Below are 17803 nucleotides of genomic sequence, written 5' to 3' on the forward strand. Positions count from 1 at the left end.
GTCGATGAAGCCACCGCTCGAGGTATCCCCGCTGGCCTGGCTGGAGGCTGTGGAGAGGCAGCGCCGCGAGGCCGGACTGCGCCGGTCGCTCCGGCCGCGTCCCGCCGTCGCCACCGAGCTGGACCTGGCGTCGAATGACTACCTCGGCCTGTCCCAGCACCCCGACGTCATCGAGGGCGGCGTCGCCGCGTTGCGGGTATGGGGCGCCGGCGCCACCGGCTCCCGCCTGGTCACCGGCGACACCGAACTGCACGAGCGGTTCGAGAGCGAGCTCGCCGAGTTCGTGGGCGCCGCTTCGGCTCTGCTGTTCTCCTCGGGATACACCGCCAACATGGGGGCCGTGGTCGGCCTGTCCGGCCCCGGCTCGCTGCTGGTGTCCGACCAATATGCGCACGCGTCGCTCATCGACGCCTGCCGGCTGTCGCGGGCCCGGCTGGCCGTCACCCCGCACCGCGACGTCGCGGCGGTGGAAGCCGCCCTGGCCTCCCGCGCGGAGGACCGCGCCCTCGTCATCACCGAATCGGTGTTCAGCGCCGACGGCGCGCTCGCGCCCCTGCGGGAGCTGCACGAGGTCTGCCGCCGCCACCGCGCGGTGCTGCTGGTCGACGAGGCGCACGGCCTGGGTGTCCGGGGCGGCGGCCGCGGGCTGCTGCACGAGGTCGGCCTGGCCGGTGCGCCGGACGTGGTCATGACGACGACGCTGTCCAAGGCGCTGGGCAGCCAGGGCGGCGCGGTGCTGGGACCGTCGGCGGTGCGTGCGCACCTGATCGACGCGGCCCGGACGTTCATCTTCGACACCGGCCTGGCCCCGGCGGCGGTCGGTGCCGCGCGGGCTGCGCTCGGCGTGCTGCTGGCCCAGCCGTGGCGCCCGGACGCGGTGCTGCGCCGCGCCGGCGAGCTGGCCGGGATCTGCGGCGTGGCCGAGGTGCCGCGGTCGGCGGTGGTGTCGGTGATTCTGGGCGACCCGGAGGTGGCCGTGGCCGCCGCCGCCGCGTGCCTGGACGCCGGCGTGAAGGTCGGTTGCTTCCGGCCCCCGACCGTGCCGGTCGGGACCTCGCGCCTGCGGCTGACCGCGCGGGCGTCGCTGGACGATGCGGACCTGGAGATCGCGCGCAGGGTGCTGACCGACGTGCTCGCGACGCGCCGTTGACCGTTCTGGTCATCACCGGCACCGGCACCGGGGTCGGCAAGACCATCGTCACCGCGGCGCTGGCCTCGTGCGCCCGTCGGGCCGGCGTCGACGTGGCCGTGTGCAAGCCGGTCCAGACCGGCACGGACTCCGGCGACGACGACCTGGCCGAGGTGGGCCGGCTGTCCGGCGTGACCGAGCTGGCCGGTCTGGCCAGGTACCCCGAGCCCATGGCGCCGGCCGCCGCGGCCGAGCGGGCCGGCCTGCCCCTGCCCACCCGCGACGAGCTGCTGCGGCTCATCGCCGGGCTGGACCGCCCGGGACGGCTGACCCTGGTCGAGGGCGCTGGCGGCCTGCTGGTCGAGTTGGGAGCCTCTGGCGTCACTTTGCGCGACCTTGCCGAGGACCTGGGCGCCGTGGCGCTGGTGGTGGCCGGCGCCGGACTGGGCACCCTCAACCACACCGCGTTGACCCTGGAAGCCCTTGCGGCGCGAGACGTTCCGTGCGCCGGTTTGGTCATCGGGAGCTGGCCCGCGCGGCCCGGGGCGGTGGAGACCTCGAATCGGTCGGCGCTGGAGCGCCTCGCGGCCGTGCGGGCCGCGCTGCCCGCCGGGGCCGCGGCAATGGACCAAGAGCAATTCGCGACGATGAGCGCGACGGCGTTCGGCCTCGACTGGGTGACCGCGTTGGTCCGCTGATGGTGCACTCGATCGAACTGCTCTTCGACCCCGACACCGAGGCGGCGATCCGCCAGATCTGGGACGGCCTGGCCGCCCTGAGCCAGCTGGGCCTCTCCGTCCGCACACCACCCGGGCGCCCGCACATGACCCTGGCCGTCGCCGACCACATCGGTGAGGGCGCCGACGCGCTGCTGCGGCCGCTGGCCGGGCGCCTCCCGCTCCCGTGCACCGTCGGCGCCCCGCTGCTGCTGGGGCGGTCCAGCGCGATCCTGGCGCGGCTGGTCGTCCCGACGCCGGCGCTGCTCGATCTGCACGCTCAGGTGCACGGCGCCTGCCGTGGCGAGCTGGAGCCCGAGCCGGCGCCCAACAGCCTGCCCGGCCGGTGGACCCCGCACGTCACCCTGGCCCGCCGCGTCGAGGGGCCGGCGCTGGGGCGGGCGCTCGCCGTCGGGGGACGCCCGCAGGAGATCGCGGGCTGCTTCGCCGCGCTGCGACGCTGGAACGGCGACGAGAAGGTCGAATACCTGATCTAGCCCGAGCGCCCATAGAGCCCGAGCGCCCGGCCAGCCGGGCGGTAGAGCGCGAACGCCCGGCCGGCGGGGCGCCCGCGGGCTAACCGCCGAAGAGCAGGTACAAGCCGGTGAAGGTGTAGCCGACCATGACCAGCATCATCGTCAGCTGGCCGGTCAGCTGATGGCCGGCCGGCAGCACGCGCAGCGCCTTGTCGTGCGCGGCGACCACCGCGACGATGTGCCCGACGACGACGCACGTCACCTTGATCGCGGCCAGCACCGGCGGGTGCGTTGACAGCACGTAGGCCACCTGCTGGTGCGCAAGCCCGAGCGGGTTCCACCCCCGGCCGAACGGGTCGGCCAGGCTGATGACGGCCTGCTGCCCGCGCTCGACGAGGTAGGACAGGTAGTGCGCGAAGATGTAGCCCACCACGATCGGGATCAGCGAGTGCGCAAGCTGGCCGGGCAGCGCCCGGCGTTGCTCCTGGTCGACGCCGCCCGTCGCGCGCGCCGCGAGCGAAAACGTCACCGCCACAACGGAAATGAATACGATCAGCCCGGCGGTCCGCAGGACCGACGACGACACCGTCGGACCGAGGCGGACGACGCGCGACGTGCTGTCCCCGAACCCCCGCCACGTCGGCGACGACGAGAAACTGTCGAACGCCGTCGACCCGAGCAGCACCGCCAGGATCGCGACGACGCCCGGTCGCACGGGCAGCGACGGCAGGTGGTCGAGCGGGTTGCCCATCACGATGTTCCCGGTCTCCGGGTTCCGCCGAAACGGTGAGAGCCGGGACACCGTCATGCTGTACACGCCGAAGGGGTCGGCGCGGGCCAGCCACCGCTGCCCGCACAGCCACGCGCCGCCCAGCATCGCCACGGCATAGAGCAGCAGCCACCCCTCGACCAGGGGCAGTGACGCCGAGTTCGGGCTCGCCAGCTCCATCCACACGAATGCGAACAGGCCCAGCGCCGCGGGGCGATAGCCCCAGCCCTCGGGGTAGGCGAGGCGGGGCCGCCCCGGGACGAGGCGCCGGGTCAGCAGGTACACCGTGCGCATCGGGGAGAGCACCCGCCAGACGGGCCCGAGCACCAGCGACAGCGCCACCAAACCCACCCAGAGCAGCACGTAGAACACCCCGAGCAGGGCGTTGGTCTGGGATTGCGGGCCCCACACGCCGGCCAGCACGACCCAGACCGCGAAGACGAGCGCCGCGCCCGCCGCCGCCCAGCGGGTCGCGCGGGCGTCGACGAAGCGGGTGACCGCGGCCGGCAGGGCCCGGCCGGGCTTGCGCGGGTCGAATCGTGGCCGCCGCCACGCGAACGCCACCAGCGCGAACGTGAACGTCAGCGCCCACGCCGCGCCGACCATCGCGTACATGTACGGCACCGGGAGATCACCGGAGCCGCCCAGACCGTGCGCGAGTATCGCTGTCGCGCCGCCGGCGCTCACGGCTGGACTTGGATGGTCGCGATCGTGCGGTCCAGGTGGTGCAGCTCGACCTCGACGGTGCCGGGCACATCGACGCTGAACTGGAATTTCTGGTCGCGCGCCGCGGCGACCTCGAACCTGTGATCGGGCACCGAGTGCACGTGCAGCTCGTCGGTGGCGTCGCTGGTGACGGTCAGCGTGATGGGCTGGTGCACCTTGGCCTGCAGCGTGGCGTTGGTCGGCGCGACCTGCCCCTTGGCGATGGTGACGGTCACGTCCAGGTCCGGAGACGGGCGCTGCGACTTGGTCTGCGAGCCGCCGCAGGCGACCAGCCCGCACGCCAGGGCCGCCACCCACGCCGCGGCCAGGGTGTTACGCATCGCCATGGCTCACGCCGCCCGCGGCAGCGGCTGCTTCGGCTCAACCGGCTCGGGCTCGACGACCGCCCGGTTGAGCCGGCCGGCGCCCCAAGTCAGGCCGGCGATCACCATGAGCGTGAAGATCAGCACCAGTATCGAGCCGGCGGTGAACAGCCACAGTGGCGCATTCTGGTCGCGCTCCCGCTGAAGGATCGTGATCTCCTGCACGAACGGCCGCGTGCTGGACGCCAAGGCGGGCACCTCGGCCGCCGGAATCGCGTCATCGGCCGGCTCGAAGATGGGCACGGCCGTCATCGTGTAGCCGTCCTGAACCCGCAGCAGGGTTTTCCAGGATCCCCACACCGGGACCGGTTGGGTGGACCGGTAGTGGCCTGGTCCCACCTTGTCCAGCCGGTCGATGACCAGGCCGCGGTGATTGTCCATGCGTCCCTGCCAGGAGAGGATCGTCAGCCAGTCCGGCTGATCGCTGACCATGGTCGACGGCGTCAGCTGCACGTCGGCGTTGACCATGCGCTGGCCCGGGGGGCTCGGCACTTCGGTCAAGGTGACCGCGGCGGTGTCCTGGCGGGGCACCACGATGTGTAGCCCGTTGGCCACCGCGCCGCCGATCACCAGCACCGTAAGCACCACCGCGGAGATGCCGACCCGGCGGCCCGGCAGGCGCTGGCCGGTGAGCACCATGCCGAACAGAGCGCCGCAGACGCCGGTCATGACCGCGACCGGCACCGACATGGCCAGCGCCTCGCCCCACATCCGCATCCGCCAGGGGTAGTGGTAGACGGCGCCGATCCACAGCGACTCGAGCCAGAGCCCGACGGTCCCCACCGCGAGGCCGCTGACGGCACCGAACGCGACGGGCCGCCTGAACAGCGGGGTCAAGGCGACCAGCTCGACCATCAGGGCGGGGCCCAGATACAGCGGGAACCAGTTGATCGGGGCGCCCAGGATGGGCCCGACGATCAGTGCCACCGCGCCGCGCAGCGCGATCGCGAACAGGGCCGCGATGATCGCCGCCCCGCGCCCCAGGGTGATGCGAGCTGCGACCGCGGCCAGCGCGGCCGCCGCCGCGATCATCATCGGCTGCAGCACCAGCCGGAATTGCTCGACGCCGAAGTCGTACTCGATCTGGTAGACCGACAGCCCGATGAACATGCCGCCGAAGGACAGGTATTGCAGGAAGGTGATGAACGCGCCGTGTGCCGCCTCGATGGGCTGTTCCCGCTCGCCCTCCCGCTCGAGCATCAGCACCGCGAACAGGGAGAATCCGGCACCGCCAATCATCATCAAATGCGTTGGGCCCCATAGCGTCACGTCCTGGCCGAAGGTGCGGTGCCAGATGTCATCGAGGGGGAAGCCGAGCAGCGCGTAGAGCCCGCACCCGGCCATCAGCACGCCGCCGACCGGCGCATGCCAGTCACGTGTGATGCGCACGGCCGCCGGTCCGGGCTTGTCGAACGGCAGGACGATCGCCACCATCCCCGCCAGGAACACACCGAACAGCCCGATGATGATGAAGTAGTGCGCGGGGTTCGCCAACGGGCCAGGGTCGCGGCCGTTGCCGATGTGCCAGCTGACGTCCCAGATGAACCCGAACAGCGCGCAGATGATCGACGTCGTGAAGATCAGCACGGGCAGCGCTACCCAGTTGGGGCGGTGGAACTTCTCGCCCGTTCTGTCGGCGATCCGCGTCAGCCACTCGATGCGGCGGGTGCGATGCGCGTGGCCCACCCACAGCATCAGCAGGGTGACCACGACCGCGGCGATCGACAGCCCGATCACCTGGTTCAGTCCGGCGCCGCGCGCCGATGGCTCCGCGACAAACGTGAGCTCCGTCGATCCCATTTGTTTGGCCCCTCCCAGTCGCGCCGGTTCGATCCGGGGAGATGTGATCCAGCTTGCAGGAACCGGAATGCCCGGATTGGAGGCCGGTCAATCACCCTTTTGTTCGGTCCCACCGGTTCGCTGCCCAGGCTCGCGCGGTTTGCCACCGGGAGCCCGCGGCGCCGCCTCGGTGGGCTGGTCGACGGCCCGCAACGCCGGCGGAGGCCGGTCACCGCGGCGATCCCGCAGCGCGACATACAGGATCACGGCGACGACGATGATCGCCGGCAGGAAGGCGGGGATCGCCAGCAGGATCATGTGGTGCGCCACGAGCGTGACGTGCGGGTCGGTCATCCTGCTGGCATACCCCCAGGGGCCCCATGTTCAGCGGCCGTTACCCTACTTTGAACCGTTTTATTCACGCTGCCACGACCAGGTGGCGGGTGCGGCCGCGTGCCGACGAACAAGATGCAGGGGAGTACCTGGTGACTCAAGCGGCAACTCGACCGACAACCGGCGCCGACGGCACGGACATCCTGGCCGAAGCCCGGCAGCAGGTACTCGAGCGCGGCGAGGGGCTGAGCCGGGAGCAGGTGCTGCAGGTACTCCGGTTGCCCGACGACCGGCTCGACGAGCTGCTGGCGCTGGCCCACGAGGTGCGGATGCGCTGGTGCGGGCCCGAGGTGGAGGTCGAGGGCATCATCAGCCTCAAGACCGGGGGCTGCCCCGAGGACTGCCACTTCTGCTCCCAGTCGGGGCTGTTCGCCTCGCCGGTGCGCAGCGCCCGGTTGGACATCCCCAGCCTGGTGGAGGCCGCCAAGCAGACCGCCAAGTCGGGCGCCACGGAGTTCTGCATCGTCGCCGCGGTGCGCGGCCCCGACGAGCGGCTGATGGCCCAGGTCGCCGCCGGTATCGAGGCGATCCGCAACGAGGTCGAGATCAACGTGGCCTGCTCGCTGGGGATGCTCACCGCCGAGCAGGTGGAGCGGCTCGCCGCGATGGGCGTGCACCGCTACAACCACAACCTGGAGACCGCGCGCTCGTTCTTCACCAACGTCGTCACGACCCACACCTGGGAAGAGCGCTGGGAAACGCTGTCGATGGTGCGCGACGCCGGCATGGAGGTCTGCTGCGGCGGCATCCTCGGCATGGGGGAGACGCTGGAGCAGCGCGCCGAATTCGCGGCGGAACTGGCCGAGCTCGGCCCGGACGAGGTGCCGCTCAACTTCCTCAATCCCCGGCCCGGAACGCCGTTCGGCGACCTCGAGGTCATGCCGGCCACCGAGGCGCTGAAGTCGGTGGCCGCCTTCCGGCTCGCGTTGCCGCGGACCATCCTGCGATTTGCCGGGGGCCGCGAGATCACGCTGGGTGACCTCGGCGCGAAGCAGGGCATCCTAGGCGGCATCAACGCCGTGATCGTCGGCAACTACCTGACCACGCTCGGCCGGCCCGCCGAGGCCGACCTGGGACTGCTCGACGACCTGCAGATGCCGATCAAGGCCCTCAACGCCACCCTGTAAGAGACTGGGAACCGTGGGTCACGAGTTGGGCGCTGCGGTCAGCGCCGGTGTGTACAACGTCTACACCGGGGAACTGGGGGGGACGGCGATGCCCACGGCCGCCCAGCTGGGCCTGGAACCGCCCCGGTTCTGCGCGCAGTGCGGGCGCCGGATGGTGGTGCAGGTCCGGCCCGACGGGTGGCATGCACAATGCTCGCGGCACGGCCAGGTCGACTCGGCCGATCTGGAGGCGCAGCGATGACCGAACAGCCGACGCCGCCGGCGGTGACCCGCCCGCCGCGGGCGCGCGCGATCGTGCTCGCCGGCCTGGGCCTGTCGGTGGTCGGCGCGGTGCTCGGCGGGGTGTGGGCGTGGATCGCCCCGCCCATCCACGCGGTGGTGGCGATCACCCGCGCGGGCGAGCGCGTTCACGACTACCTGGGCAACGAGTCCGAGCATTTCTTCGACGCGCCCTGCCTGATGCTCGGCCTGCTGACCGTGCTCGCGGTGGTGGGGGCGGTCCTGGTGTGGCAGTGGCGCGACCACCGCGGCCCGGGCATGGTCGTCGGCCTGTCGGTCGGCATGCTGGTCGCGGCGGCCGCCGCGTCGGCGGTCGGGGCCGTGCTGGTCCGGCTCAGCTATGGAACCCTGGACTTCGATGCGGTGCCGCTGGTGGGCAAACCGGCGGTGGCCTACGTCATCGAGGCGCCGCCGGTGTTCTTCTCGGATCAGCCGCTGCAGGCGGCGGCGACCCTCGTCTGGCCGGTCGCTATCGCGGCCCTGGTCTACGCCGTGCTGGCGGCCTCGGACGTGCGTGACGACCTGGGAGCCCTTCCGGTGCACGCTCAGCCCGGGCCCATGGAGCCCGAAGCCGCCGTCTCATAGCCGTCTCATAGCGGTCGGCGGTCGATCCTCCGGCCGGTGATGACCTTGGCCGCGATCTTGACCAGCCGCGCCATGCCGACGTAGGTCATCGGGTTGAACATCGTCGGCCAGGTCGTCCTGATGAGGTGCTCGGTCAGCGGGCGGCGGTCGAAGCGGTCGGTGAGCCAGCGCAGCGTCATCGGGGCGGACAGCGGGTGCAGGAGTATGTGCTCGTTGAACGCGTCCCGGTGGTAGGTGACCCTGGCGCCGCCGGCCGAATAGGCGTCGGCGAGCTCGTCGATGTCGTCGACGCTGATCAGGTAGTCGTGCACGGCCTGCACGATCAACACCGGCGGCGTCGGTACCGCGGCGCCGAGCTTGATGTGATCGAAGACGTAGGTGACCTCGGGCGTCGACAGGATCTCCTCGAGCGGCTCGTCGAGGTAGTCGCCCATGTCCTTGCCCGCCATCCGCACGACGGCCTGCACCGTCGTCATGTCCTCCAGTGACTCGAGCAGGGCGCGACCCTCCTCGTTGGTGTGTTGCTTGATCACCCGGTCCAGGTCGGGGTAGGCGTGGGCGAGCGCGGCCACCACCAGGGCGGGCAGGCCCGCCAGGAAGCTGCCGTTGAGGCGGCGGAAGGTGTGGCCGAGGTCGCCCACGGGCGAGCCCAGCACCGCGCCGACGATGTCCAGCTCGGGCGCGTAGGCCCCGCACATCTCGGCCGCCCAGGCGCTGGCCAGCCCGCCGCCGGAGTAGCCCCACAGGCCGATCGGCGCCGACGGGGACAGCCCGAGCCGTTCGGAGCCCAGCGCGGCCCGGATCCCGTCGAGTGTGCGATATCCGGGTTCGTAAGGTGCGCCCCAGATGCCCCGCAGGCCCTCGTGGTCGGGCACCGACACGGCCCACCCCTCGGCGACCGCCGCGGTGATCAGCAACAGCTCCAGCTGCCCCATCGACCCGAGCGCCTTTGCCCGCCGCCGCAGCGCGTACGACGGGAAGCAGCGCGACGACATGGCGTCGATCGCGCACTGGTACGACAGCAGCGGGCACGGGCGTTCCGGGGCCAGCTGCGCCGGCACGATGACCGTGGTGACGGTCGCCTCGGGCTCGCCGTTCATGTCCATCGTCCGGTAGAGCAGCTGCACGGCCTTGACGGGCTGCGGGATCAGGCCCAGGAACGCGAGCTCGACGTCGCGCGACCGAAGGACCGTGCCCGGTTCCGCGTGCTGGTAGCCGAGAGGTGGCTGGTAGAACGGGTCGTCCGATGGCAGCAGCGGGCGCACCTTGCGCTGCAGCTCCTCGTGCGGCGGCTGACCGATCCACTGCGCGCCACGGGTGTCCGCCAGATTGCCGAGCTCAACCATTCGGGCTCCCTTCAGGGCCAACCGGCATTGTCGCGCATGAACGTGCGGTAGCCAAAACGTAATCGCCGCACTGTGAGCTAGTTCTGGCCGACGGCGGGCAGGTCAGACCCGTCACGAGAGGGGCGTTCGCGGCGTGGTCAGGGCTGCCCCGGGGGCCGCAGCGCGGCGAATTCGTCGGTGACTCGCAGTTGTGAGTCGGTGAACTGGTACAGCGCGGCGGGCCGGCCGCCGCTCCGCCCGGACTGCGCGACGGTGCCCGTCGGCGAGATCACCCCGCGGCGCGCCAGCACCCGCTGCAGGTTCGTCGCGTCGACCTGGTAGCCCAGCGCGGCGCCGTAGATGTCGCGCAGCGTGGAGAGCGCGAATTCCCTTGGTGCCAAGGCGAACCCGAGATTGGTGTACGACAGCTTGGCGACCAGCCGGGTGCGCGCGTGGGCCACCATGGTGCCGTGGTCGAACGCCATGGGCGGCAGCGAATTCACCGGGTGCCAGCGGGTGTCCGGGGGCAGCTCGGGGGTGGCGGGGGAGGGCACGAGTCCGAGGAAGGTCGAGGCGATCGTCCGGGAGCCGGGCACCCGGTGCGGGTCGGAGAAGACCGCCAGTTGCTCGAGATGCGCCAGCTCTTTGAGATCCACCTTTTCGGCCAACTGGCGCAGGACCGACGCGGTCATGTCCTCATCGGTGCGCAGCCGCCCGCCCGGCAATGCCCAGGAGCCCTTCTGCGGATCCTGGGCACGTTGCCATAACAGGACGTTCAGCTGCGGTTTTTGTGCTCGGGGGCCGGGCGTTACCTGGCGGACCTGAAACACCACGGCAAGCACTTCGTGTTCAGTGCTAGTATGGCCCATGTTTTCGATTATAAGTCGAAAACCTCTTGGGCTGAAAGGAGCCGCCGTGACGGTTATGAATCGCATGGACCTGCTCGCCGAAGACATGATGGCCGACGTCACCGACTCACCCACCGGCTACGCCGGCGTTGAGGGCGACGCGCAGTGGGCCGCCGAGATCCGCCGCCTGGCCAAGCTGCGCGGCGCCACCGTGCTCGCGCACAACTACCAGCTGCCCGCGATCCAGGACGTCGCCGACCACGTGGGGGATTCGCTAGCCCTGTCGCGGATCGCCGCCGAGGCGCCCGAGGACACCATCGTGTTCTGCGGCGTGCACTTCATGGCCGAGACCGCGAAGATCCTCAGCCCGGACAAGACCGTGCTCATCCCGGACCAGCGGGCCGGCTGCTCGCTGGCCGACTCGATCAACGCCGACGAGCTGCGCGCCTGGAAGGACGAGCACCCCGGCGCCGTTGTCGTCTCTTACGTCAACACCACGGCGGCGGTGAAGGCGCTCACCGACATCTGCTGCACGTCGTCCAACGCCGTCGACGTGGTGAACTCCATCGACCCCGACCGCGAGATCCTGTTCTGCCCGGACCAATTCCTCGGGGCCCACGTCCGCCGGGTGACCGGCCGCACCAACCTGCACGTGTGGGCGGGCGAATGCCACGTCCACGCCGGGATCAACGGCGACGAGCTGTCCGAGCAGGCCCGCGCGAACCCCGACGCCGAGTTGTATGTGCACCCCGAATGCGGTTGTGCCACTTCGGCGTTGTACCTCGCCGGCGAGGGCGCCTTCCCGGTGGACCGGGTGAAGATCCTGTCCACGGGCGGAATGCTCGACGCCGCGCACGAGACCCGGGCCCGCAAGGTGCTGGTGGCCACCGAGGTCGGGATGCTGCATCAGCTGCGCCGAGCCGCCCCACAAGTCGACTTCCAGGCGGTCAATGACCGCGCGTCGTGCAAGTTCATGAAGATGATCACCCCGGCGGCGCTGTTGCGGTGCCTGGTCGAGGGCGCCGACGAAGTGCACGTCGACCCCGACGTCGCCGCGGCCGGCCGGCGCAGCGTGCAGCGCATGATCGAGATCGGCCAACCGGGCGGCGGCGAATGATGGCCCGCCCGGCCTGGACCGACAGCGCCGACGTCGTCGTCATCGGCACCGGGGTGGCCGGACTGGCCGCCGCGCTGGCCGCCCACCGCGCCGGGCGCAGCGTCGTCGTGCTGAGCAAGGCCGAGCAGTCGCGGATGACGGCGACCCACTACGCCCAGGGCGGCATCGCGGTGGTCTTGCCCGACGGCGACGACTCCGTGGCGGCCCACGTGGCCGACACCGTGGCCGCGGGCGCCGGGCTGTGCGATCCCGACGCGGTGGCATCGATCGTCGCCGACGGCTTCCGGGCGGTGTCCGAATTGGTCGGTGGCGGAGCGCGATTCGACGAGGCTGCCCCGGGACGCTGGGACGTGACGCGCGAAGGCGGACATTCGCGGCGGCGGATCGTGCACGCCGGGGGCGACGCCACCGGCGCCGAGGTGCAGCGCGCGCTCGACCACGCCGCCCGGCTGCTGGACATCCGCACCAGCCACGTCGCGCTGCGCGTGCTGCACGACGGCACGGCCGTGACCGGTGTGTCCGTTGGCAACCCGGACGGCTACGGGATCATCAGCGCGCCCGCGGTGATCCTGGCCTCCGGCGGCCTCGGTCACCTCTACGGCGCGACCACCAATCCCGAGGGCTCCACGGGCGACGGCATCGCGTTGGCGCTGTGGGCCGGTGTCGCGGTCAGCGACCTCGAGTTCATCCAGTTCCACCCGACGATGCTCTTCGGAGGGGGCGGCGGCCGGCGCCCGCTGATCACCGAGGCCATCCGCGGTGAGGGCGCGATACTGATTGACCGGCAAGGCAATTCGGTCACCGCCGGCGTTCACCCGATGGGCGACCTGGCGCCGCGTGACGTCGTCGCCGCCGCCATCGACACGCGGCTGAAGGCGACCGGCGACCCGTGCGTCTTCCTCGATGCGCGCGGCATCGAGGGCTTCGCCACCCGGTTCCCGACCGTGACCGCCGCCTGCCGGGCCGCCGGCATCGACCCCGTCCGCCAACCCATCCCGGTCGTGCCGGGAGCGCATTACAGCTGCGGGGGCGTCGTCACCGACGTGCACGGGCAGACCGAACTCCCGGGGCTCTTCGCCGCCGGCGAGGTGGCGCGCACCGGCATGCACGGCGCCAACCGGCTGGCGTCCAACAGCCTGCTGGAGGGCCTGGTGGTCGGGGGCCGCGCCGGTAAGGCCGCTTCCGCGCATGCGGCGGCGGCGGGCCGCGTCGTGGCGTCGGAGTGTGAGCCGTCCGCCCACACCGCCCCGGAGCGTGGCCAATTGCAGGCCGCGATGAGCCGCGACGCCTCGGTGGTGCGCGATGCCGCCGGGCTCAACCGGTTGTCCGACACGCTGTCGGGGGCGCCGGTACGCGCCATCGCCGGCCGTCGCGATTTCGAAGACGTCGCGTTGGCCGTGGCCGCCCGCGCGGTGACGGCCGCGGCACTGGCCCGCGACGAGAGCCGGGGCTGCCACCACCGGGCCGAATACCCCGGCCCCGCGCCGGATCAGGTGCGCAGCAGCGTGCTGCGGCTGGCCGACGACCGCAACTCGGTGGCGGTGGAGACGCTGGCGGCGGTGGGCTGCGGATGATGCTGCCCGACGAACGCAACGCCGCTCAGGACACGATCCGGCGCGCTCTCGAAGAGGACCTGCGGTACGGGCCCGACGTCACCACGCTCGCGACGGTGCCCGCCGGCGCGGTGGCCACGGCATCGATGGTGCCCCGGGAGCCCGGCGTCATTGCCGGGGTGGACATCGCCCTGCTGGTGCTGGACGAGGTGCTCACCGCCGACGGATACCGGGTGCTGCATCGGGTCGAGGACGGTGCCCGGCTGCAGCCGGGGGAGCCGCTGTTGACGGTGGCCGCCCAGACCCGCGGCCTGCTGACCGCCGAGCGGACGATGCTCAATCTGGTCTGCCACCTGTCGGGCATCGCCACCACGACGGCGGCCTGGGTCGACGCCGTGCACGGCACCAAGGCCAAGGTCCGCGACACCCGCAAAACCCTGCCCGGGCTGCGTGCACTGCAGAAATACGCGGTGCGGGTGGGCGGGGGCGTCAACCACCGGATGGGCCTGGGGGACGCAGCGCTGATCAAGGACAACCATGTGGTGGCCGCCGGATCGGTGGTGGACGCGCTGCGGGCGGTGCGCGACGCGGCCCCGGATCTGCCCTGTGAGGTGGAGGTGGACTCCCTCGAGCAGCTCGACGAGGTGCTGGCCGAAAAGCCCGAACTGGTGCTGCTGGACAACTTCCCGGTGTGGCAGACGCAAATGGCCGTGCAGCGCCGGGATTCGCGCGCGCCGGCCGTCCTGCTCGAGTCCTCCGGCGGGCTCAGCCTGGACAACGCCGCCACCTACGCGGCGACCGGGGTGGACTACCTGGCCGTGGGCGCGCTGACGCACTCGGTGCGCGCCCTGGACGTCGGCCTGGACATGTAGCTCGGTGGTGCCGGCCGGGGCGCGTTGAGTGTGCATCGTGGGCGTTGGGTGTGAAGTCTGGGCGGTGATTTCGTCGAGATTCCGCCCTTAGTGCACACTCGACGCCTTCAGCGCACACCCAAGGCAGGCCTCTCAGGCGATGTCGCCGACGAAGACGCCTATCCGGCGCAGCTGCATGCGTGCGAGCCGCGGCAGCTTCTCGGCCTCGGGCCCCTCGGTGCCCGCCGACAACACCCGCGGGTTGGTGATGTGCACCACGCGATTGCGGCTGAACTGCACGTCTGCCTCGCCGGCCGCCAGCACGTTCTTGACCCAGTTGGTCTTCCCGTGGCCCAGCGCGATGGCCAGGACGTTGCCCTTGCGGTACGGGGTGATGACGGTCTCGTACGGCGTGCCGGACGCGCGACCACGGTGCTTGATGGTGGCGGTGCCGGGCATGAACCGGGCAATCGGCTTGATCGCCGAATTGATGTATTTGATCTGAATGCGCTCGAACCAAGGCGGGAACACCATCGGGACGCCCGGTGCGTTGTTGGGGTGATCCTTCGCGGACATGACGGCTCCCTCTGCCAAGCGGTGTGGGCCTGCTCACCGGCACTGTACCGGTCGGATAAGTACTTGAGCTGCTCTGGGAGAATGGGGAACGTGAACACCTGCCAACCGTCACCGCTGGCCCGCATAGACCTGCGGGGCGTGGACTTGACGGTGCCCCGACTGCGGGCGGCACTGCCGCGTGGCGGTGCCGATGTGGAGGCCGTGCTGCCGAAGGTGCGGCCCATCATCGAGGCCGTGGCCGAGCGCGGGGCCGACGCGGCGCTGGAATTCGGGGCGTCCTTCGACGGCGTGCGACCGCCGACCGTCCGGGTGCCCGAAGCGGCCCTCAGAGCGGCGCTGGACGCCCTCGACGCCGACGTCGCCGAGGCCCTGCGGGTGATGATCGAACGGGCCCGCGCGGTGCACGCCGACCAGCGACGCGCCGACGTCACCACCACGCTGGGGCCCGGCGCGACCGTGACCGAACGGTGGGTGCCGGTCGAGCGGGTGGGGCTGTACGTGCCGGGCGGCAACGCGGTCTACCCGTCGAGCGTGGTGATGAACGTGGTGCCCGCGCAGGTAGCCGGTGTCGGCTCGCTGGTCGTGGCCAGCCCGCCGCAGGCGCGCTATGACGGGCTGCCGCACCCGACCATCCTGGCCGCCGCCCGCCTGCTGGGGGTCGAGGAGGTGTGGGCCGTAGGGGGTGCGCAGGCCGTGGCCCTCCTGGCCTACGGCGGCACCGACACCGATGGTCGCGAACTCATGCCCGTGGACCTGATCACCGGGCCCGGCAACATCTACGTCACCGCCGCCAAGCGGCTGTGCCGCTCCCGGGTGGGCATCGACGCCGAGGCCGGGCCGACGGAGATCGCCATCCTCGCCGACCACACTGCCGACCCCGCCCACGTGGCCGCCGACCTGATCAGTCAGGCCGAGCACGACGAGATGGCGGGCAGCGTGCTGGTCACCCCGAGCGAGGACCTGGCCGCCGCCACCGACGCCGAAGTGGCCGCCCAGCTGCGCACGACGGTGCACCGCGAACGCGTCACCGCGGCGCTCGGGGGACGCCAGTCGGCGATCATCCTGGTGGACGACCTGGACGCCGGGATCGAGGTGGTCAACGCCTACGCCGCCGAACACCTGGAGATCCAGACCGCCGACGCCGCGGAGGTCGCCGGCCGAATCCGTTCGGCCGGCGCCATTTTCGTCGGGCCGTACTCGCCGGTGAGCCTCGGCGACTACTGCGCCGGGTCCAATCACGTGCTGCCGACCGCGGGCTCCGCGCGGCACTCCAGCGGCCTGTCGGTGCAGACCTTCCTGCGCGGCATCCACGTCGTCGACTACACCGAGGCCGCGCTGAAAGACGTCTCGGGCCATGTCATTTCGCTGTCGAAGGCCGAGGATCTGCCGGCGCACGGCGAGGCGATCCGGCGGAGGTTCGAACGATGAGCGCAGCCGGAAAGCCCACCCTCGACGACCTGCCGCTGCGTGACGACCTGCGGGGGAAAACCCCTTATGGCGCACCGCAATTGGCGGTGCCGGTGCGGCTGAACACCAACGAGAACCCGCACCCGCCGAGCCAAGCGCTGGTCGAGGACGTCGTCCGCTCGGTCGGCGCGGCGGCAGTCGACCTGCACCGCTATCCCGACCGCGACGCGGTCGCACTGCGCACCGACCTGGCCGCCTACCTCACCACCCAAACCGGGACACCGCTGAGCGTCGAAAACGTCTGGGCTGCAAACGGTTCCAACGAAATTCTGCAGCAATTGCTGCAGGCCTTCGGCGGCCCGGGCCGTACCGCGATGGGTTTCGTCCCGTCGTACTCGATGCACCCGATCATCTCCGACGCCACGCGCACCGAGTGGCTGCAGGCGGGCCGCGCCGACGACTTCAGCCTCGATGTCGACGCCGCCGTCGCCGCGATCACCGACCGCCGCCCCGACGTCGTCTTCCTCGCCAGCCCCAACAACCCGTCCGGGCAGAGCATCCCGCTGCCGGATCTGCGACGGCTGCTCGACGTGGTGCCGGGCATCGTGATCGTCGACGAGGCCTACGGCGAGTTTTCCTCGCAGCCGAGCGCGGTGGCGCTGGTCGAGCAGTTCCCGGCCAAGCTGATCGTCACCCGCACGATGAGCAAGGCTTTCGCCTTCGCCGGCGGCCGGCTCGGCTACCTGGTCGCCACGCCGGCGGTGATCGACGCGATGCTGCTGGTGCGGCTGCCGTATCACCTGTCATCGGTCACCCAGGCCGCGGCCCGGGCCGCGTTGCGGCACGCCGACGACACGCTGAGCAGCGTGGCAGCGCTGATCGCCGAACGCGAACGCGTCACGAAGGCGTTGAGCGGGATGGGATTTCGGGTGATCCCGAGCGACGCCAACTTCGTGCTGTTCGGGGAGTTCGCGGACGCGCCGGCAGCGTGGCAGCGTTACCTGGATGCCGGGATCCTGATCCGCGACGTCGGGATCCCCGGCTACCTGCGCGCCACGACGGGATTAAGCGACGAGAACGACGCGTTCCTCAAGGCCAGCGCCCAGATCGCGGCCACCGAACTGGCCCCCGCCACCGCCGTAGGAGCACCGTGACAGCCATCGAAACACCGAAAGCGACGCGCCGCGCGCGGATCGAGCGGACGACACGCGAATCCGACATCGTCATCGAGCTCGACCTCGACGGCACCGGCCGGGTGCATGTCGACACCGGCGTGCCGTTCTACGATCACATGCTGACGGCGCTGGGCAGCCACGCCAGTTTCGACCTGACCGTGCGCACCAAGGGCGACGTCGAGATCGAGGGGCACCACACCATCGAGGACACCGCCATCGCGCTCGGCCAGGCGCTCGGGCAGGCCCTGGGCGACAAGAAGGGCATCCGCCGCTTCGGGGACGCGTTCATCCCGATGGACGAGACGCTGGCCCACGCCGTCGTCGACGTCTCCGGCCGGCCCTACTGCGTACACACCGGGGAGCCGGATCACCTGCAGCACACCACCATTGCCGGTAGCTCCGTGCCCTACCACACCGTCATCAACCGGCATGTGTTCGAGTCGCTGGCCGCCAACGCCCGCATCGCGCTGCACGTCCGCGTGCTGTACGGGCGCGACCCGCACCACATCACCGAAGCCCAATACAAGGCCGTCGCCCGTGCTTTGCGCCAGGCCGTCGAGCCCGATCCGCGGGTGTCGGGCGTGCCGTCCACCAAGGGTGTTCTGTGACA

The 17803-nt window shown here is 71.3% G+C and carries 19 protein-coding genes; 12 read left to right on the plus strand and 7 right to left on the minus strand.

Features of this window, described 5'->3' with window-relative positions:
• Positions 1-4 precede the first annotated feature (4 nt).
• From G6N56_RS01710 to G6N56_RS01720, 3 genes are read left to right on the plus strand one after another with little or no spacing between them, the layout of a single operon-like run.
• Positions 5-1150, plus strand: coding sequence for an 8-amino-7-oxononanoate synthase (locus G6N56_RS01710; protein ID WP_085253739.1), 1146 nt, complete (start codon positions 5-7; stop codon positions 1148-1150).
• Positions 1147-1827 (plus strand): dethiobiotin synthase, encoded by a 681-nt coding sequence (gene bioD / locus G6N56_RS01715; protein WP_085253740.1) that lies wholly within the window; start codon positions 1147-1149, stop codon positions 1825-1827. The genes G6N56_RS01710 and bioD overlap by 4 nt, the downstream gene beginning before the upstream one ends.
• Positions 1827-2342, plus strand: coding sequence for a 2'-5' RNA ligase family protein (locus G6N56_RS01720; protein WP_085253741.1), 516 nt, complete (start codon positions 1827-1829; stop codon positions 2340-2342). Before bioD ends, G6N56_RS01720 begins: the two co-directional genes overlap by 1 nt.
• 79 nt (positions 2343-2421) lie before the next feature.
• On the opposite strand, the gene G6N56_RS01725 is transcribed toward G6N56_RS01720, so the two are convergent.
• The 4 genes from G6N56_RS01725 to G6N56_RS01740 all read right to left on the minus strand — a co-directional run bounded on the left by G6N56_RS01725 (position 2422) and on the right by G6N56_RS01740 (position 6311).
• Positions 2422-3705: a hypothetical protein gene (locus tag G6N56_RS01725; protein WP_408632679.1), complete on the minus strand. Its 1284-nt coding sequence runs from the start codon at positions 3703-3705 to the stop codon at positions 2422-2424.
• A 68-nt stretch (positions 3706-3773) separates the two neighbouring features.
• Positions 3774-4142, minus strand: coding sequence for a hypothetical protein (locus G6N56_RS01730; protein ID WP_085253743.1), 369 nt, complete (start codon positions 4140-4142; stop codon positions 3774-3776).
• A gap of 3 nt (positions 4143-4145) precedes the next feature.
• A complete protein-coding gene (locus G6N56_RS01735; protein WP_085253744.1) occupies positions 4146-5978 on the minus strand; it encodes a hypothetical protein in 1833 nt (610 codons plus the stop codon).
• Positions 5979-6065: 87 nt separating this feature from the next.
• Positions 6066-6311 (minus strand): hypothetical protein, encoded by a 246-nt coding sequence (locus G6N56_RS01740; RefSeq protein ID WP_085253745.1) that lies wholly within the window; start codon positions 6309-6311, stop codon positions 6066-6068.
• 131 nt (positions 6312-6442) lie between these two features.
• Between G6N56_RS01740 and bioB the strand changes: the two genes are divergently transcribed.
• Genes bioB through G6N56_RS01755 form a run of 3 tightly spaced genes read left to right on the plus strand, consistent with a single transcriptional unit; the run spans position 6443 to position 8341 of the window.
• Positions 6443-7477 (plus strand): biotin synthase BioB, encoded by a 1035-nt coding sequence (gene bioB, locus G6N56_RS01745; protein ID WP_085253816.1) that lies wholly within the window; start codon positions 6443-6445, stop codon positions 7475-7477.
• Positions 7478-7481: 4 nt separating this feature from the next.
• Positions 7482-7718 carry a biotin synthase auxiliary protein BsaP gene (bsaP, locus tag G6N56_RS01750; protein WP_085253746.1) on the plus strand — a complete coding sequence of 79 codons (237 nt, stop codon included), beginning with the start codon at positions 7482-7484 and terminating at the stop codon, positions 7716-7718.
• Positions 7715-8341: a DUF2567 domain-containing protein gene (locus G6N56_RS01755; RefSeq protein ID WP_085253747.1), complete on the plus strand. Its 627-nt coding sequence runs from the start codon at positions 7715-7717 to the stop codon at positions 8339-8341. The genes bsaP and G6N56_RS01755 overlap by 4 nt, the downstream gene beginning before the upstream one ends.
• 5 nt (positions 8342-8346) lie before the next feature.
• On the opposite strand, the gene G6N56_RS01760 is transcribed toward G6N56_RS01755, so the two are convergent.
• Complete coding sequence (locus G6N56_RS01760; protein WP_085253748.1) at positions 8347-9687, minus strand: lipase family protein; 1341 nt, start codon at positions 9685-9687, stop codon at positions 8347-8349.
• Positions 9688-9824: 137 nt separating this feature from the next.
• On the minus strand, positions 9825-10535 hold the full coding sequence (locus G6N56_RS01765) for an NUDIX hydrolase (RefSeq protein WP_085253749.1): 711 nt from the start codon (positions 10533-10535) through the stop codon (positions 9825-9827).
• 46 nt (positions 10536-10581) lie between these two features.
• Between G6N56_RS01765 and nadA the strand changes: the two genes are divergently transcribed.
• The 3 genes from nadA to nadC are packed head-to-tail and all read left to right on the plus strand — an operon-like array spanning position 10582 to position 14056.
• Complete coding sequence (gene nadA / locus G6N56_RS01770) at positions 10582-11631, plus strand: quinolinate synthase NadA (RefSeq protein WP_085253750.1); 1050 nt, start codon at positions 10582-10584, stop codon at positions 11629-11631.
• Positions 11631-13205, plus strand: coding sequence for an L-aspartate oxidase (locus G6N56_RS01775; protein WP_142280405.1), 1575 nt, complete (start codon positions 11631-11633; stop codon positions 13203-13205). The genes nadA and G6N56_RS01775 overlap by 1 nt, the downstream gene beginning before the upstream one ends.
• Positions 13202-14056, plus strand: a complete 855-nt coding sequence (nadC, locus tag G6N56_RS01780; RefSeq protein WP_085253752.1) for a carboxylating nicotinate-nucleotide diphosphorylase — start codon at positions 13202-13204, stop codon at positions 14054-14056. Before G6N56_RS01775 ends, nadC begins: the two co-directional genes overlap by 4 nt.
• Positions 14057-14188: 132 nt before the next feature.
• Here nadC and G6N56_RS01785 read toward each other — a convergent pair whose 3' ends face one another.
• Positions 14189-14611, minus strand: a complete 423-nt coding sequence (locus G6N56_RS01785) for a nitroreductase family deazaflavin-dependent oxidoreductase (protein WP_085253753.1) — start codon at positions 14609-14611, stop codon at positions 14189-14191.
• 114 nt (positions 14612-14725) lie between these two features.
• Here G6N56_RS01785 and hisD point away from each other — a divergent pair, with 114 nt between their 5' ends.
• Genes hisD through hisB form a run of 3 tightly spaced genes read left to right on the plus strand, consistent with a single transcriptional unit; the run spans position 14726 to position 17801 of the window.
• Entirely contained in the window at positions 14726-16039 is a 1314-nt protein-coding gene (gene hisD / locus G6N56_RS01790) for a histidinol dehydrogenase (RefSeq protein ID WP_408632680.1), read from the plus strand.
• The gene (locus G6N56_RS01795) at positions 16036-17172 is read left to right on the plus strand and encodes a histidinol-phosphate transaminase (protein ID WP_085253755.1); all 1137 of its coding nucleotides are present in this window, start codon (positions 16036-16038) and stop codon (positions 17170-17172) included. Before hisD ends, G6N56_RS01795 begins: the two co-directional genes overlap by 4 nt.
• Positions 17169-17801 (plus strand): imidazoleglycerol-phosphate dehydratase HisB, encoded by a 633-nt coding sequence (hisB, locus tag G6N56_RS01800; protein ID WP_085253756.1) that lies wholly within the window; start codon positions 17169-17171, stop codon positions 17799-17801. Before G6N56_RS01795 ends, hisB begins: the two co-directional genes overlap by 4 nt.
• Positions 17802-17803: the final 2 nt, after the last annotated feature.

Origin of the sequence: Mycobacterium saskatchewanense (genome assembly GCF_010729105.1) — a bacterium.
Classification (GTDB): Bacteria; Actinomycetota; Actinomycetes; order Mycobacteriales; family Mycobacteriaceae; genus Mycobacterium; species Mycobacterium saskatchewanense.